The following is a 16,636-nucleotide window of genomic DNA, read 5'->3' on the forward strand; positions in this document are numbered from 1 at the left end:
GATTGACCTCAATGCCCGGCAGGGTGGCGGACGGACGTGACGCTGTATCGGCCACACCTCATTGCCTTTGGGCTGCTTGCGCTGGCCTGGCTGGTCGGCCTGCCTGGGGCGCTCGCGGATCTCATCGGCGACAAGCGCTTTCTCTGGCCGAAACGTCCTGCCAGCGAAACCATCGCGCTGGTCGAGATCGATGCTCCCTCCCTGGCGCGTATCGGTGTCTGGCCGTGGCCGCGCCGCCATCACGCCAAGCTGATCGAGCAGCTCGAGGCGGCAGGCGCCACTGAGATCCTCTTCGACGTCGACTTCAGCGCCCGCTCCAATCCGACTGATGATGCAACCTTTGCGGAGGCGCTGGCGAAGGCCGGCGGCTCTGTTGTGCTGGCGACTTTCCAGCAGAGGGCCGGCGACCTCAATCGCGGGCTGACACTGCACGTCAACCGGCCCTTGCCCGAGTTCGCTGCTCACAGCTGGCCGGCCGTGGTCAATGTCCTGCCCGAGACGGACGGGCTGGTTCGCCGCTACGGCCTGGGCGCGCGCATCGGCGAGTTCCTGCCGTCATTTGGTGCGTTGCTGGTCGGCCGCCATGACGAGCACGGCTCACCGTTCCGTATCGATTTCAGCATCAGGACCGATACGGTTCCAACCGTGTCCTACACCGCGGTGCTCGATGGCGAGCCACAGGCACTGGCACGGCTCAAGGGACGCAAGATCATCGTCGCTGGAACGGCGGTCGAATTGGGCGACCGCTTCAACGTCCCCAACGGCCGCGTTATTCCAGGTTCCATGCTGCAGCTTCTGGCCGCTGAATCGCTGCTGCAGGGCCGTGACCTGCAGAGCACTAGCCTGCCATTATCGATCGCCGGAACGCTCGCCATTCTCGCGGGGATGGTTCTGCTCTGGCGCCGAACCAGCGCAAGCACGCGTGTCGCCGTCGTGCTGTGGACGGCGGCTGCGCTGGAGATCGGCGCGCTTCTGATCCAGGCGAACTGGCCGGTCATCGTCGACACGAGCAGCTGGCACCTTCTACTCGGCGCCTATCTGATCGCCGTAGCGCTTCATGAAATCGACCTGCGCGGGCTGCTGCGCGGCATCGCCGAGCGGCGTTTCCAGCGCATCGCGATGTCGCTGGGCGATGGGCTCGTCTGCCTCGACGACCACGGGCGCATCGTCTTCTGGAACCCGGGAGCCGCCAGGATTTTCGGCTATTTTGAAGAGGATGCGCTCGGCAAGCCTTTCACTGCCTGCCTCGCCGATTCCGGCGACGTCACGTCGGCGCAGCTCACTCGCCTCCATGACGCTGCGGCGACACAGGCCGCGGACGACCACGTCCTCGATCTCGTTGGCGTCAGGCGCAATGGCGAGCGCTTTGCCCTAGAGGCCAGCATCTCCAGCTGGCAAGGGACCGATGGGCGTCAGTTCGGCCTTGTTCTGCGCGACATCACCGTGAAGCAGCGTGAACGTGAGCGGATTCGCTATCTGGCCGAGCATGACGACCTGACGGGGCTGTTCAATCGACATGCGCTCGGGGAGCGCCTCTCGGCGCAGTTGGAGAAGGACGGCATACTCGTATCGGCCGTGCTGCTGATCGGCATCGACCGGTTTCACCAGCTCAGCGATATCCATGGCCGTGAATTCGGCGATCGCGTGCTCGTCGCGTTCGCCGATCGGCTGCGCTTGCTGGTGCCTCCCGATGCTGAGGCGGCTCGCTTTGCCGATGACGAATTTGCCTTGATCCTTCCGCAGGAACGCGTTGCGGCCGTGGCGGATGATATCGCGCGTGATTTTGGATCTGCGGCGCTCGTCTTTGGCGAGTGGCGCCAGCGGGTGACGGTGCGCATCGGTTATGCTGTTGCCGAGCCGGGCTGGAGCGCCGATCACCTGATCGGAAACGCTCACCTGGCGCTCGAGGCAGCCGCCTCGGCCGGCGAGGAGCAGGCTATCGGCTTCGCCGCCGCGATGCGCGACAGGATCGCATCCCAACTGGCACTTGAAGCCGAGCTCCGTCTTGCCCTGGAGAAGAACCAGTTCGAATTGTTCTACCAGCCGCAAGTGCTCCTGTCGGATCGGAGCGTGATCGGGGCGGAAGCCCTGATCCGCTGGCGCCATCCAGTGCGTGGTCTCGTGCCGCCGGGGCAGTTCATCCCAGTGCTGAACAATTCCCCGTTGTCCGACGCAGTCGCGAACTGGGTTCTGGCCACGGCTTGCCGGCAGTCCCGGCGCTGGCAGATGGCAGGCACGCCGATCCGTGTAGGCGTCAACCTCTCGCCTTCGCAGTTGCAGGGCAGCGATCTACAGGACACCGTCGCCGCGCTGCTCGACCAAACCGGCCTCGCCCCCGACCTGCTCGAACTGGAAGTCACCGAAGATATCCTGATCGAGGACGCCGAGAAGGCGCAGAAGACGTTCCGCGAGATCCGCGCGCGCGGCGTCAAGATCGCCTTTGACGATTTCGGGACCGGATATGGCAGCCTGAGTTATCTCAAGGCGTTCCCGCTCGACACGCTGAAGATCGACCAGACCTTTGTGCGCCAGCTGCTGAATGACAGCGGCGATGCCGCCATCGTCCGCGCCACCATCGACCTTGGCCGCTCACTCGGCCTGTCGATCATTGCGGAAGGGATCGAGGACGTCGAAACCGCTAATCGTCTCAAGAGTATGGGATGCGAGGAAGGACAGGGTTATCACTTCGGACGGCCGCTTCCTGGGGCTGAATTCGAGCAGCTATTCCTGGCAGGCCGGCAAGTCGCCTAGCGGGGCGCGCCCTGTGCCGGATGCTGGCTTAAAGTCGCGGGGCATTAGCACCTACCCGCCACGGATGCGGTTATCTCTCACGCACAAATCCGGAACTTTTTATAAGGGTTCTAAGTTGGAGCCTCGATCTGGGGGAACACCAGGAGATCGACCCATGAAAAAACTCATCGTTGCAGCCGCCATCGCGCTAGCTCCGTTTGTGGCACTCGCCCAAAATCCTCAAGGCGCGCAGGGCGGTGCGGCCGGCGGCGCTGCCGCAGGCGCAGTCGGTGGTGCAGTTGTCGGTGGACCGGTCGGCGCAGTAGTCGGGGGCGTAGGCGGTGCGGTTGTCGGCGGGATCATTGGAGACAACACGCCGCGCTTCAAGACGTATGTCACCGAACAGCGGGTTCCCTCCTACACCTATGCGGAGGAGGTTCGCGTTGGATCGGTGCTTCCTGACCGGGGCGTGACCTATCGCGAGGTGCCGGCCGAGTATGGCGTCAAAGGATACCGCTACACCGTAGTCAATAACCGCACAGTGCTGGTTGAACCGGGAACCCGCAGGGTCGTCCAGGTGATCGAATAGGCCGATTGTCGGATCCCGCATCGTTTTATGCGGGATCCACCTTTTGTCTTAGGTCGATCGGCACCCTTCGAATGGCCTCCACCCTCAAAAAAGGGAGGAGGACAGGCAGCATTTACTTGCTCTTTAGGGTGCCGGCGTCCGAAGCTCGGAAGCATGTCCCATGAATCAATTTGCAGGCATCGCCACCATCGCGATCATCGCTCACGCCGGTATCGCTTGGGCGCAACCAGTCATTGTCGGCCCGGGAGAAGGCCCCGTTCAGGTAGAACGCGCGCCGCGCGAAGCGCCGGGGCGTGCGCTTGAGCCAGAAACAGCCCCGGCGCAACGCATGTATGCTCCAGGCTCCGAACGCGGTGAAAATCAGTCAGGCCAAGATCCACAACGCGGCTCTGGCCAGCGACGCGAACGCGACCAGGCCCAACGGGAACGACCAGACCCAGCGCCGAGCTCGCGCGCTCAGCAAGAGCAGCCAAGAGAGCGACAGCAAAGAGAGGCGCAACAGCAGCGCGAGCAGGCGCAGCGTGAGCGGCAAGACGACCGCAATGGCCGCAGGCCGACCGAGCAGGCTCAGCCCGACAACCGCGCCCCACGATCGCCCGACACAGCGCAGCCGCAGCGGCCGGACAATCGGCCAGCTGCTCCGAGCACGGCGCAGCCTGCCCCCCGGCAGGACGATCAGCAGCGGCCCGGAATCAATGCGCAGCGCCCGGATGCGACGCAGCCCGCAATGACCAGCCCGCAGCCGGCCGAGAACCGTGCCGCGCCGAGCGGCCAGTCCACCGACAATGCACAGGCCGGTACCGACAACCAGCGCATTGCCGACACGGTTCGCCAGCGCGTCGAGCGTAACGAGGTCCGTCCGGTTCAGAATCTCGGGGTTTCCGTCTCGGTCGGTGCCGAATTGCCCTCGCGCGTGCAGCTCCAGCCCTTGCCGAGCGAGATCGCCGCGGTCAGGCCGCAATACCGGGACTATCGCTACACGGTCTCCGAGCGTGAGATCGTCATCGTCGATCCCCGCGACCGTCGTATCGTCGAGGTGATTGATCGCCGCGGCGGCAGAGGCGGGAACGTCGACGTCTACGCGGCCTTCGAGCGTCAACGCGACGTCAGGCGCTGGCACCGGCCGGATTCGGTCGTCTTCCGTCAAGGCGTTGTCCTGCCTGCCGGCGTGCCCTATCATGACGTCCCTGACGAGCTGATCGAGCGCCATCCCGACTGGCGCGGCTATCAATACGTCATGACCGAGAGCGAGGAAGTCGCGATCGTCGAGCCGCGCACGCGGCGCATCGTCGAGGTCGTCGACAAGCGCGCATCGCAATCGGCCGCCGCGGCGCCTGCTGGCGCAAGTCCGCCTCCGTCGAACGGTACGGCGGACCGGCACGAACTCGCCCGCATGATCCTAGCAGATGCCAGGCCCGGTGAGATCCAGGGCGTCGACGGCCTGAAGGGCGCGATCCTGCCGCCGCAGGTCGCGTTGCGGCCGCTGCCGGCCGAGGTCGAGCAGCAGGATCAACAGTTGCGCGGCTATCAATACGCGCTGATCGGCGACGATGTGCTGATCGTGGATCCCAGAAGCCGCGAGATCGTTGAGGTCATCGAATAGTGTCCTGACGATCTAAACACGCATGGTACGCCCGGTCTCGCATTTGCGAGGCCGGGTCTCTTATCGTTGAGCAAGAGCTGTGGCCCTGTTGGCCACAGGAGCAACTTCACCAGCTCGGCTCGCATCAAAGTGAACATTCCCGATATCGGGTTCAGGCTGGACTCGGCGCTGACCGCCCGCGACTATCCTCTGCTTCCGGGCACCCAGCTAACGTCGGCTTCTGGCGCCAAGCCGACCAGCCTAGCTTGCCATCTGCCCTGAAAAGCGGGTCACGGTTTGTCCTAGGCGCGTGACCTCCCCGTCAACCACCGCTGCGGCATCCGCGATCTCTTCACCGCTGCTCAACGTGCGTTCTGCGTCGAAAGCCACTTGCTTCATCGCGCCAGTTGCCTGCTCGGCTTGAGCGATCGCGCGTGCCAACAGCGATGCAATTGTGTCTATCGTGCTGGCCTGTTCGTCGACGGCGCGTACGATCCCGCCGGTGGCGTTGACGATCGCCTCCGTCGACTGACCGATATTTCGCATGGCGGCCACGGACCGTTCCGTGGCGGTTCGTACCTCCTCGATCCTGGCCCCAATTTCTTGTGTTGCGATCGCAGTGCGGGCGGCCAGATCCTTCACCTCTCCTGCAACGACCGCAAAGCCCCGCCCGGCAGCGCCGGCTCGGGCTGCCTCTATCGTGGCGTTGAGGGCGAGTAGATTTGTTTGCGTGGCAATGCCCCGGATCACCTCCGAGACCTCACCGATGTCGCGAACCGCATCGGTGAGCTCGGCGCGGATGGCAATGGCCGCTTCAATATCCGCCGCGGCGGCGCCGACAAGGCCGCTCGTTGTGTCGGTTTCCCGACGAATCTGGCCGATACTGTCTGCGAGCCGGCGGGAGCATATCTCGACCGACAAGATATCGTCGCTGGCGTAAGCAACGCGCGAGACGGCACTGGTCAGCGAACTATGCGTCGCACCCGCGATAGTGCGCAGCATTATGGCGGCCTCGGTCATGCGCCCCGCTGAGTTCGTGAAGGCGTTCATGATGTCGCCGACCTCATCGCGGAAGCCGCGCGCATGTGCTTCGGCCGACTCCCTGCGGTCCTCCTCGCGGGCAGCGCGTGAAAGCGCCTCTTCCCGTAGTCTGGAAGCAACAAGCGCGGAGCGAATACGGTCAATATAAAGTCGCGCAAAAGCGCGCAACGACACCAAAAGTATGATGCTGTAAATAATTAGAAGCGCGAGGTTGCTTAGTGCCTGATCGAGCGGTGTATAGATGACCTGAGCCAGGCGACCGAACATCACCATGCCTGAGAAAGTCAGCGCTGCGGCCGGCATGCTCGCCATGGTAAAGATGCCCGCGAAAATCAATCCAGCCAGGATCGTTGCTACGAGCGTTTCCATTTCCGGCACGAGGGACGGATTGAGCCAGAGCCCAGCAATGAGCCACGGCAAAGCCAGTATGGCCGAGTCAACAATCGTGCGCCGTGTGAAACGCTCTGAGGGCGGTTCCGCACGCTGGCGTGTCTCAAGCGCTCGAGTTCGGCGCAAGCCGGCCATGCCGATTACAACGACGCATGTAAACCAACCGACCGCAGCTAAAACCCAGCCGTGCCAAATCGCTACCGCCGCCGTAACTACCGCAGCCGCGATGTTGGAGATGAGAACCGGTGGCAAGATTGCTGAGAAAACTTCAGACTGCAGGCGCCGCAGCAATCCCGCCTCGGTTTCGTCGAGGTCTGGCAGGCCGAGCTTTTGGCCAATCCACAGATGGTAACGCTGCAATAGGACGCCCAGCCGCCCCTTATCGCTGGCGCCGTTGCGCGCCGTCATTGTTTCGATCCACGCCTCTACCAGCCCCCCGGAAAATTGGTCGCATGCAGAAGTTAACGTTCTGTCGTGGATGTGACCTGAATGGTGGCAGAGGCGGGCCGCCTGGTGCCCTGCATCCGGAGCGCGCATACCTAGGCGACGCCAACACAACTATTAGCTTCTTGGCCAGGCGCCACGCAGGAGTTGGCGCATTGCCGAGCCAGTCGGTAGGCCTGCAATGCTGTCGCCGTCAGGGTCTGCTCTGAGGGCGTTTGATCCACAAGGAAAACGGATCTGGAATTTTTGGTGAATCGCAGATTCAGCACGCAGTTACCAGTAAATGTCTAAAATTGCGCGTTCTCCTGCAATATTCCATTGATCGACAACTTTCAGCCGCGCTGCGATACCCCATCGTCAAGCTTCAAATCGAGCCGCAAGGCCGGGCGACGATTCTTGGGGTCAACTGCTGTAACGGCAAGGCTGCGCATGTTCATCCGGATTTTGGATTGCATACGGACGGACCATGATCCCAAACTCGTTCTTCTGGCGGTTCTCGTCTCACTCGTCTCGGGTTTCACCGTTTTTGCGATTCTCAACCACGCCCGCGCGCAACAAGGCGGAGCGCGGCACGGCTGGTCGCTCATAGCCGCCTGCGTGGCTGGCGGCGGGATATGGTCCACCCATTTTGTCGCGATGCTCGGCTTTGCCCCCGCGACTGCCGTCAGCTACGACATCACGTTGACGCTTGCCTCCGCGCTACTGAGCATCGTGATCGCCGGCAGCGCTATGCCCCTCTTGATGTCGACAGCTCTCCCATGCGCGCTCGTCGGCGCTGTCGTACTCAGCGCGGCTATTGCTGCCATGCACTTCACCGGCATGCGAGCGCTGGTGTTCGCGGGCACGTTCGCTTGGGAACCTACCTTAGTCGCGCTCTCCGTGAGCTCCGCTGTCCTGCTGATTAGCGCTGCCATCCTCATTGAACGTCTCGCCAACAGGCGGGGGCACAGATTGATCGCCGCAACGCTATTTGGCGGGGCCGTTTGCTGCCTCCATTTCACGGCGATGGCCGCGGCCGTTGTCAAAACCGACCCGACCCTCACTGTTTCGGACGGAGGACTGTCAGAGTTTCTGCTTGGGCTTTCGGTCGCCTTCGTGGCGTCAGTGATCGTGGCTCTCAGCCTGGTGGCCATCGCCTTCGACAAGCGCGCTCACAGGGCGTCCGCCGATGCGGACCAGATGCGAAACATCATCGAGGCGGCACAGACGAGTATCGTCGTATGCGAGAACCAGAAAGTGATCGCAACAAACCGGACCTTCGAGCAGCTGGTCGGCCTCGGTCAGGCGGAGATCGAAGGGACCCCCCTGACGAATTTTATCGCCAAGCCTGCACTGACCAGCGACCACAGCAATAACTGCCTGAGGGGAGTTGAGGCGCAGCTGATGACCGCCACCGGCGTCCTCGTCGATATTGCGCTGAACGCCACGCCGATCCTGTCCAGCGGCGCCCCGCGACAGTTAGTCGAGATCCGCGACATCCGCGTTGAGAAGGCCGCGCGCGAGCACATGACCTATCTTGCAAATCACGATGCACTGACGGGCCTGCCGAATCTTCGTCTGTTCCGCAGCGAACTTCGAAGGGCCATCGACATCGCCGCCGCGTCCGGTGACGAATTCGGTCTTCTGTGGCTCGACCTCGACCGTTTCAAGAGCGTGAACGATACCTACGGGCACGCCGTGGGCGATGTTCTCCTCCGTTCGGTCGCAGCGCGGTTCCGTTCGGTCCTGGGAGAACGGCACCTCTTGGCCCGGGTGGGGGGCGATGAATTCGTGGTTTTGTGCCGGCCCGAACAAAAGGGCGCCGACCCGACGGCCCTGGCTCTGCGGCTGCTGGAGGCGATGGTCGAACCGGTCCCGATAAACAACAAGAAACTCGACGTTGCCTTGTCGATCGGCCTGGCGGTTTATCCGCACGACGCGGATTCGCTCGATGCGCTCGTGCACAAGGCTGATACAGCGCTTTACGAAGCCAAGAAGATGGGCCGCGGCTGTTGGAGGCGCGCTGCCTGAATTGGCCCAATCGGCAGCAGTTCCGAGGAGTTCCGTTCTCGGATTACAGGACGGATCATCGGGTGCGACCTCTCCCTGGCGTCCCCTTCCACCGCGGCGGGAGGCTGCGGCGAGGAGTTTACGGCCTATCTGGATTTAGCGCAGATATTCCCGCGCCGGGGCAGGCCTTTTCCTTTCGAGACGGCGTGCTAGCGTGAGTTTGGCGCTCCCCAACCAGCGCCACGCCTCTCGCCGATGGACAGCCGCCTCCCACGCGTCCCATCGGCGAGAGGTAGAGATTCTCCGAATGCCGTACTCGCAGCGGAAGCCATGAGTTACATTCGTGTCGTTGATCCCGACAACATCCCCGAGACTGTCGTCGCAGGCCCCTTCAACTGCTCGCTCACAGGCGAATTGGCTACCCTAACCTTCATCCACGGGCGGCCGATCGCAGAGAAAATGTTGGCCGGGCCAACCGCAGAAATTTCCATCGAAGCTGTCGTTCGGGCTCGTCTTGTGATGCCTGTCGAAGGCCTGAGAAACTTGCGGGATTCTCTCCATCAGCTTCTACGGGGGCGCCAGGCAGACGACTCGGCGCATGGCAAGAGGAGCGGTCACTAGCTAGCCATTTCCGGTTCGGCGCCATAGGAGACGCCTGGCTGACTGGCGTCGCAAGCGAGCGTCATCATACACCGGCACCCGCCTGCTTCAGATCGCTAGCTGACGTTACCGGATTCTGGGCGCTCCTGTCAGTTGTCTTGGTTGCCCCTGCTGCTCTGCTCACTGTTCAGTTTGCTGGCGCCGTTACCCGCCAGACCGCATTGCCGACGTCGTCCGCCACCAACAGGCCATTGCGCTGGTCGACGCGCACCCCGACTGGACGGCCGCGCGCTTCGCCTTTCTCGTTCAGGAAGCCGGTCAGGATCGGCCTCGGCATACCCGACGGCTTGCCCTCGGCGAAGGGCACGAAGATGACGCGGTAGCCGACCGGCCGCTGGCGATTCCACGAGCCGTGCTGGCCAATGAAAGCGCCACCGGCATAGGCCTGGCCCATTCGTCCCTCCTTGACGAAAGTGAAGCCGAGCGAGGCGCTGTGCGAGCCAAGCGCATAGTCAGGCTTGATCGCCTTCGCGACCAGGTCCGGACGCGGCGGCTCGATGCGTTTGTCTACATGCTGACCGAAATAGCTGTACGGCCAGCCATAGAAGCCGTCGCGTTTCACCGAGGTCATGTAGTCGGGAACGAGATCATCACCGATCTCGTCGCGCTCATTCACGGCAACCCAAAGCTCCTTGGTGACAGGATTCCAGTCGATGCCGACGGGATTGCGCAGGCCGGAGGCGAAGACCTGCGTGGCGCCCGTTCTTGTATCGATTTCGAGGACTGCCGCCCGCTGCTCCTCCTCGGCCATGCCGTTCTCGCCGACATTCGAGTTCGAGCCGACGCCGACATAGAGCTTGCTTCCGTCAGGGCTGGCGAGGAGGCTCTTCGTCCAGTGATGATTGCGCCCGGCCGGCAGGTCAGCGACCTTGACGGGCCTTGCCGCGCTTTTGGTTTCGCCGAGCGCATAGGGGACGCGGACGACCGCATCGGCATTGGCGATGTAAAGCTGGTCGCCGACAAGCGCCATCCCGAATGGCGAGGTCAAATTCTCGAGGAAGACGCGCTTCGTCTCGGCGACGCCGTCGCCATTCCCGTCGCGTAGCAGGGTGATGCGGTTGGCACTTGGCGTCTTGGAGCCAGCCTTTTTCATGAAGAGCCCCTGGACCCAGGCACGCACACCGCCCTGCTTGTCGTCAGGCTTCGGCGGTGCGTCGCTCTCGGCGACCAGAATATCGCCATTGGGCAATTCGTAGAGCCAGCGCGGATGTTGCAGCCCGGTCGCGAACGCCGTGACCTGCCCCCCATTGGCTGCCACCGGCTTCTCGCCCTGATTCCAGCCGATGGCGTCGGCAACCTTGATCGTCGGCAACCATGAGCTCTTGGGCTCGGGCAGGATCGGGGTGGATCCGTATCCGGCCTCCTCCGGCAAGGAGGGCTCGCTGCAGGCCGCCATGGCCAGAAGGGACGTCGCGACTCCGCTCGCCAGAAGTGCATTCCGGAAATGCGCCATGACACCAACCTTCAGTATCCGTGCCCCCGCCGTTCTGAACGCCATCCGCCTTGCTTTGTTCGCACATACCGCAATCAGAGCGGAACCGTGGTCCCGATCGCAGGTTGTCGCCAAAGGGGGAGATCGCTTGCACCGCTCGCGGGAGTCCACAACGCAACATCTTGACGCGTCAGGGCCGATTACGATCGGGGCCGCGGTGCTGGCCGTGTCCGGCCTGATTACAGTGTCGGTCGTCGAACTCGGCCCGCTATCCCTTCAGATGTTGCAGCACTTGGCCCTCATGAATGTCGCTGCGCCGCTGGTGGCACTCGGCCTGAGCAAGCGCGGGCGCCTCGCCTCAACAGCGCTCCTGCCCGCAGGCTTCGTCCAACTCCTCGCCCTCTGGGCTTGGCATGCTCCGGCAGTGCAGCAACTCGCGGCATCGTCCGGGGCGAGCCAGTTCGGCCTCATGAGCGTGCTTGCTGGCGCCGCGGTCTGGTTCTGGTCTGCACTCATCGCCGCATCGGAATGGAGGGCATTGATCGCGCTTCTCCTGACCGGAAAGCTGGCCTGCCTGCTCGGCGCCCTGCTGATCTTCGCGCCGCGTGACCTCTACAATCTCGACGGCCTCGTCCTGGCCCTCTGCACGACAGGGCCGTCCAGCCTCGCCGACCAGCAGCTTGCGGGCCTTTTGATGATCACCGCCTGCCCGCTCAGCTATTTGATCACGGGCATCGCGCTTGTGGCGCGGATGATCGGGCGGCTCGAAGACGGCGAGCGTTCTGGCCATGTCGCCGCTCGCGCACGCTAGGCGAGCGGCCGTCTGGCTGCTCGCGACGCCGCGGCGCCTGCTCGGCGTCGCCGGCGCCATGGCCGTAGTGGTCCTCGTTGGGGCGTTTCTCTTCGCCTGGTCTGGCGCCTACAACGTCGCGGCGAGCACCGGTCATTTTCGGATCGTCGATTACTTCTTGCGCTTCGGCATGGAGAATTCGGTCAAGGCACACGCGCCCTCCATCAGCCTGTCTGAGGAGAACGATGAAGACCGGGTGCGACTCGGCGCCGCCCATTTCCATGCAGGGTGCGCCTATTGCCACGGCTCGCCCGGAACGCCGATCAGTCCCGTTGCCGCGAGCATGCTGCCGCCGCCACCCGATCTTAGCGACAAGGTCGGCCTCTGGCGCGACGGCGAGCTGTTCTGGATCGTCAAGCACGGGCTGAAATATGCCGGCATGCCCGGCTTTCCGTCGCTGCATCGCGACGATGAAATCTGGGCCGTGGTTGCCTTCCTACGCCGATTGCCGAGCCTGGACCGGCACGGCTATCGCGCTTTGGCGCTGGGTGAAATCGAACCCGAGCCGCAAAGCGGCGCGGAAATCGCGACGGGGCAGACCGAGGCGGACGCGATCGGCGCCTGCGCCCGGTGCCATGGCGCAAGACGCGGTCCGCCGAGCCGCCTTGTTCCGATCCTGCACGGCCAACCGGCAGCCATGATCGAGAACGCGTTGCATGCTTATGCCGCCGGCGAGCGCGACAGCGGCGTGATGCAAACTGCCGCGGCCGACCTATCGAACGCTGCGGTCGGCCGGCTCGCGCGCTATTACGCTTCGCTGCCGCGGCCTGTCGCGCAGGCGGAGAACTCCGAACCCGCCGCTAGCGCGCGGGGCGAAGCGATCGCGCGCGCTGGGATACCTGCGCGCGGCGTCCCGTCCTGTCTCGGCTGTCATAGTGCCGAGGCCGCTCCCGAATATCCGCGCCTAGATGGGCAACCCGCGCGCTATCTCGAAGGCCAGCTCGCAGTCTGGCGGGCCGGTCTCAATGATCGCAGCACGACGGGGAAAATCATGGCGCCGATCGCACGCCGGCTCGGCGAGGCGGATGCGCGGGACGTCGCCGCCTATTTCGCGAGCCTCGCTCCTGCGCCCGAGGCAAGTCGATGAGGCGAGGCGCTGTCATTCCCGCAGCCATGGTCGGCTTGGCGGGGCTTTCCGCCTGTTCCCCACAATCGGCTTTGTCTCCGGCTGGCGACGAAGCGGAAAGGATTGCGCTGCTGAGCTGGAGCCTGTTCGCCGGCGCCGCCGTGATCCTCTCCCTTGTCCTCGCAGCCCTTGGCGCGGCGATCTGGGGGCCGGCGCGCATCCGCCGAGTGCTCAGCGGCGATGGCCTGATCCGATGGGGCGGTACCGTCTTCCCGGTGGTCACGCTGAGCGTTCTGCTCGGCTACGGCCTCTGGCTGATGCGCGAGACAATCGCGGTGCCGACGCCGCCCGAGCTGCGGATCGATGTGACCGGTGAACAATGGTGGTGGCGGATCGCCTATCACCGTGAGGGCGCAGCGCCGGTTTCGGAGGCCAACGAGATCAGGATCCCGGTCGGTCGCGACATCGAGTTTACCCTGCGCTCCAACGACGTCATCCATTCGTTCTGGGTGCCGAGCCTCGGCGGCAAGCTCGACATGATCCCCGGCCGGACCAACCGGCTCCGCCTGAAGGCAGACCGGCCGGGCGTCTATCGCGGCCAGTGCGCGGAGTATTGCGGCGGGCCGCACGCATTGATGGCGCTCGAAATCGTTGCTGTACCGCAGGCCGAATTCGACGCCTGGCTGGCTGCGGCCGATCAGCGAGGCCGGCCTGCCGAGGGGCGCCTCGTCCGAGGCGAACAATTGTTCCTATCCGCCGGCTGTGGCGCCTGCCATGCCGTGCGCGGCACGCAGGCGGCGGGCGTGGTCGGCCCCGATCTCAGCCGCGTCGGCGGCAGGCGCTTCCTCGGTGCCGCGACCGTGCCCCACACCCCCGAAAACCTCGCCGGTTTCATCATCAACCCGCAGACCGTGAAGCCCGGCGCCCTGATGCCGCCCTTCGCGATCTTCTCGGCCGAAGAGATAAGCGCGTTGACCAGTCATCTCGGGAGCCTGCGATGAGTGCTCCTGAGCTCCCGTCCGCCCTGCCACGGCCCGCAGGCGAGCTTGAGCAGCTCGAAGCGGTCTGGAAGGGTCCGCGCGGCTGGCGCGTCGTCAGCGACGTCAACAACACCATCATCGGGTATTTCTACATCGCGACGGCGTTCCTGTTTTTTCTGCTCGCCGGTGTGCTCGGCCTCTTGATCCGCCTGCAGCTCGCGACGCCGGGCAACGATTTCCTCTCGCAGGACACCTACAACCAGATCTTCACCATGCACGGCACGGTGATGATGTTCCTGTTCGCCGTGCCGGCGGTCGAGGCGGTCGGCATCCTGTTGCTGCCGCCAATGCTCGGCGCCCGCGATCTGCCCTTCCCGCGGCTCGGCGCCTTCGCCTTCTGGGCCTATTTCATCGGTGGATCAGTCTTCTTCTGCACGCTCTTCTTCGGCGTCGCGCCCTCGGGCGGTTGGTTCATGTATCCGCCGCTGACCGGCACGCGCTTCTCGCCCGGCATCGGCGCCGACTGGTGGCTGCTCGGCATCGGCTTCATCGAGATCTCGGCCATCGCTGGTGCGATCGAAATCATCGTCGGCGTGCTGCGCACCCGCGCCCCGGGAATGACGCTGGCGCGGATGCCGATCTTCGCATGGACGATGCTGATCTTCGCCGCGATGATCGTCTTCGCCTTCCCGGCCGTCATCCTCGCGACCATCCTGCTCGAGCTCGAGCGGGCATTCGATTGGCCTTTTTTTATCGCCGAGCGTGGCGGCGATCCGCTGCTCTGGCAGCACCTCTTCTGGTTCTTCGGCCATCCGGAAGTCTACATCATCTTCCTGCCGGCAGCCGGCATGGTCTCGATGATCGTCCCGCCCATGGCCGGAACGTCCCTCGTCGGCTACCGCCTGATCGTAGTGGCACTGATCGCGGTCGGCTTCTTCTCCTTCGGCCTCTGGGTCCACCACATGTTCACTACGGGCATCCCGGCCCGCTCGCTCGGCTTCTTCTCGGCCGCGAGCATGGCGGTGGCGATCCCCAGCGGCATCCAGGTTTTTGCCTGGATCGCGACGATCGCGGCAGGACGGCTCAAGCTGACGGTGGCCTCTCTCTTCGTGATTGGCTTTCTCGTGATCTTCACGCTGGGCGGGCTGACCGGGGTGATGGTGGCGATGGTGCCGTTCGATCGCCAGGCCCATGACAGCTATTTCATCGTCGCCCACCTGCACTATGTGCTGTTCGGCGGCATGGTCTTTCCGCTCTTCGCGGCGATCTACTACTGGACCCCGGCCTTCAGCACCCGTCCATTCTCGGAGCGTCTTGGCCGATGGGCCTTCGGGCTGATCTTCGCCGGGTTCAACATCGCCTTCCTGCCGATGCATGTGACCGGGCTGATCGGCATGCCGCGCCGGGTCTACACCTACCCAGCCGGAATCGGCTGGGACGGGCTCAACATGGTTTCGACGATCGGCGCCTTCATCCTTGCCGCCGGCATCGTTGTCTTCCTCATCGATGTCATCAGGAACATGCGGCTGACTGGATCGCACCCCGCGGGCGATGTCTGGGGCGCCAATAGCCTCGAATGGCTGCCCAACCATGAGTATGCCACGCGCAGCATTCCGCGCGTGATTGGCCGCGATCCGCTCTGGCAACAGCCAAATCTAGCCCGCGACATCGAAGCCGGCGGCTACTATCTCCCGGGAACGGCAACCGGCGCCCGCGAGACGATCGTGACCTCGCCGATTGAGGCCGAGCCGCAATATCTGATGCGCCTCAGCGGGCCCGGCTATGCGCATGTCAGCGCTGCCCTGTTCACTGCCACCTTCTTTCTGTTGCTCACCGTCAAGGCCGTGACGCTCGCTGCGATCTGCGGTGTCCTGGCCGTAATCTCAATTCTGGTCTGGATGTGGAACAGCGATCCGCCATCGGCCGGCCAAGTCGACATCGGCGGCGGCATCGTTCTGCCGACCTATGCGTCCGGGCCGGTCTCGCACAGCTGGTGGGCTATGGTCATCCTGCTGCTCGTCGCCGCTGCGCTCTATCTCTCCTATCTCTTCGGCTTCCTCTACCTCTGGACAGTGGCGCCGGAACGATGGCCGCGACAGTCGGACCTGCCGTCGTCAGCAAGCGCGTGGGCTTCGCTCGCGGCCTTCGGCATCAGCGGCACCTTGCTCGCGGGGGCCCATCACTTTCTCGATCGCAACGCGCGCCGCACCGGGCTGGTGGCCCTGCTTCTCCTTGCTGGGGTAACGGCCCTTGCGGCAGCGCTCGCGCTCGACCTCATCGGCCACTGGCGGAGTGGCCTGCGCCCGCAAGCCAGCGGCTATGCGGCAATGGTCTATGCCAATGCAGCGCTGCAGGCACAAATCATCGCAGCGGTCGTCGTCATCGCCCTGTTTGCGATTGCTCGCGTCCTGGTCGGACGGCTCGACAGCAGCAGGCGCGTTGTCTTCGATGTCCTTATGCTGCTTTGGGTCTACGCCATCGGGCAGGCATCCTTCGGCCTACTCCTCACCCACGGCTTCCCCAGAATGGTGGCAGAGCCGTGATCAGGGCCGCTCCCTTGCGTCAGGCGGCTGCCGCGCTCGTCGGCCCCACGGTCTGGGCCGCCCATTTCCTGACGATCTACGCGTCGGAATCGCTGGCCTGCCGCTGGAACCAAGCGGCGGTCCACGACACGATTGTCACCGCTGCGACCCTTCTGGCCGTTGTCGCGATCCTCGCCCACATGCTGATCCTGCGGCGGCGGAACCAAAACCCGGCAAAGTCATGGGGGCTCTTCCTGCTCCAAACTGCCGGTGCGCTTGATGCGCTCAGCCTCCTTGGCATTGGCTGGGCGGCGGTTGCGGCGGCTCTGCTCAACGCTTGTCGTTGAAGAGGGGCCTTCCT

12 protein-coding genes are annotated in these 16,636 nt (G+C 64.1%); 9 read left to right on the forward strand and 3 right to left on the reverse strand.

Going from position 1 to position 16,636, the window contains the following annotated elements:
• The first annotated feature begins 36 nt into the window (after positions 1-36).
• Together BLM15_RS31045 and BLM15_RS31050 are read left to right on the forward strand one after the other, a co-directional pair.
• Positions 37-2,751, forward strand: a complete 2,715-nt coding sequence (locus BLM15_RS31045) for an EAL domain-containing protein (RefSeq protein ID WP_126116758.1) — start codon at positions 37-39, stop codon at positions 2,749-2,751.
• A 154-nt stretch (positions 2,752-2,905) separates the two neighbouring features.
• On the forward strand, positions 2,906-3,319 hold the full coding sequence (locus BLM15_RS31050; RefSeq protein ID WP_126116759.1) for a DUF1236 domain-containing protein: 414 nt from the start codon (positions 2,906-2,908) through the stop codon (positions 3,317-3,319).
• A 364-nt stretch (positions 3,320-3,683) separates the two neighbouring features.
• Here BLM15_RS31050 and BLM15_RS31545 read toward each other — a convergent pair whose 3' ends face one another.
• A complete protein-coding gene (locus BLM15_RS31545) occupies positions 3,684-3,851 on the reverse strand; it encodes a hypothetical protein (RefSeq protein ID WP_164547743.1) in 168 nt (55 codons plus the stop codon).
• A 195-nt stretch (positions 3,852-4,046) separates the two neighbouring features.
• On the opposite strand from BLM15_RS31545, the gene BLM15_RS31550 reads away from it, so the two are divergent.
• Positions 4,047-4,922 (forward strand): DUF1236 domain-containing protein, encoded by an 876-nt coding sequence (locus BLM15_RS31550; RefSeq protein ID WP_164547744.1) that lies wholly within the window; start codon positions 4,047-4,049, stop codon positions 4,920-4,922.
• 240 nt (positions 4,923-5,162) lie between these two features.
• On the opposite strand, the gene BLM15_RS31060 is transcribed toward BLM15_RS31550, so the two are convergent.
• Positions 5,163-6,740 (reverse strand): methyl-accepting chemotaxis protein, encoded by a 1,578-nt coding sequence (locus BLM15_RS31060; RefSeq protein ID WP_164547745.1) that lies wholly within the window; start codon positions 6,738-6,740, stop codon positions 5,163-5,165.
• A gap of 354 nt (positions 6,741-7,094) precedes the next feature.
• Between BLM15_RS31060 and BLM15_RS31065 the strand changes: the two genes are divergently transcribed.
• Positions 7,095-8,786, forward strand: coding sequence for a sensor domain-containing diguanylate cyclase (locus tag BLM15_RS31065; protein ID WP_126116762.1), 1,692 nt, complete (start codon positions 7,095-7,097; stop codon positions 8,784-8,786).
• A 766-nt stretch (positions 8,787-9,552) separates the two neighbouring features.
• On the opposite strand, the gene BLM15_RS31070 is transcribed toward BLM15_RS31065, so the two are convergent.
• The gene (locus BLM15_RS31070; RefSeq protein ID WP_236846834.1) at positions 9,553-10,821 is read right to left on the reverse strand and encodes a PQQ-dependent sugar dehydrogenase; all 1,269 of its coding nucleotides are present in this window, start codon (positions 10,819-10,821) and stop codon (positions 9,553-9,555) included.
• Between BLM15_RS31070 and BLM15_RS31075 the strand changes: the two genes are divergently transcribed.
• The 5 genes from BLM15_RS31075 to BLM15_RS31095 are packed head-to-tail and all read left to right on the forward strand — an operon-like array spanning position 10,709 to position 16,622.
• Positions 10,709-11,668, forward strand: a complete 960-nt coding sequence (locus BLM15_RS31075) for a cytochrome c oxidase assembly protein (RefSeq protein ID WP_236846835.1) — start codon at positions 10,709-10,711, stop codon at positions 11,666-11,668. The genes BLM15_RS31070 and BLM15_RS31075 overlap by 113 nt on opposite strands.
• A complete protein-coding gene (locus BLM15_RS31080; RefSeq protein ID WP_126116765.1) occupies positions 11,646-12,794 on the forward strand; it encodes a c-type cytochrome in 1,149 nt (382 codons plus the stop codon). Before BLM15_RS31075 ends, BLM15_RS31080 begins: the two co-directional genes overlap by 23 nt.
• Positions 12,791-13,774, forward strand: coding sequence for a cytochrome c oxidase subunit II (gene coxB, locus BLM15_RS31085; protein WP_236846836.1), 984 nt, complete (start codon positions 12,791-12,793; stop codon positions 13,772-13,774). The genes BLM15_RS31080 and coxB overlap by 4 nt, the downstream gene beginning before the upstream one ends.
• The gene (gene ctaD / locus BLM15_RS31090; protein WP_126116766.1) at positions 13,771-16,296 is read left to right on the forward strand and encodes a cytochrome c oxidase subunit I; all 2,526 of its coding nucleotides are present in this window, start codon (positions 13,771-13,773) and stop codon (positions 16,294-16,296) included. The genes coxB and ctaD overlap by 4 nt, the downstream gene beginning before the upstream one ends.
• Positions 16,293-16,622 carry a hypothetical protein gene (locus tag BLM15_RS31095; RefSeq protein ID WP_126116767.1) on the forward strand — a complete coding sequence of 110 codons (330 nt, stop codon included), beginning with the start codon at positions 16,293-16,295 and terminating at the stop codon, positions 16,620-16,622. The genes ctaD and BLM15_RS31095 overlap by 4 nt, the downstream gene beginning before the upstream one ends.
• Positions 16,623-16,636 lie beyond the last annotated feature (14 nt).

Origin of the sequence: Bosea sp. Tri-49, from assembly GCF_003952665.1 — a bacterium.
GTDB lineage: Bacteria > Pseudomonadota > Alphaproteobacteria > Rhizobiales > Beijerinckiaceae > Allobosea.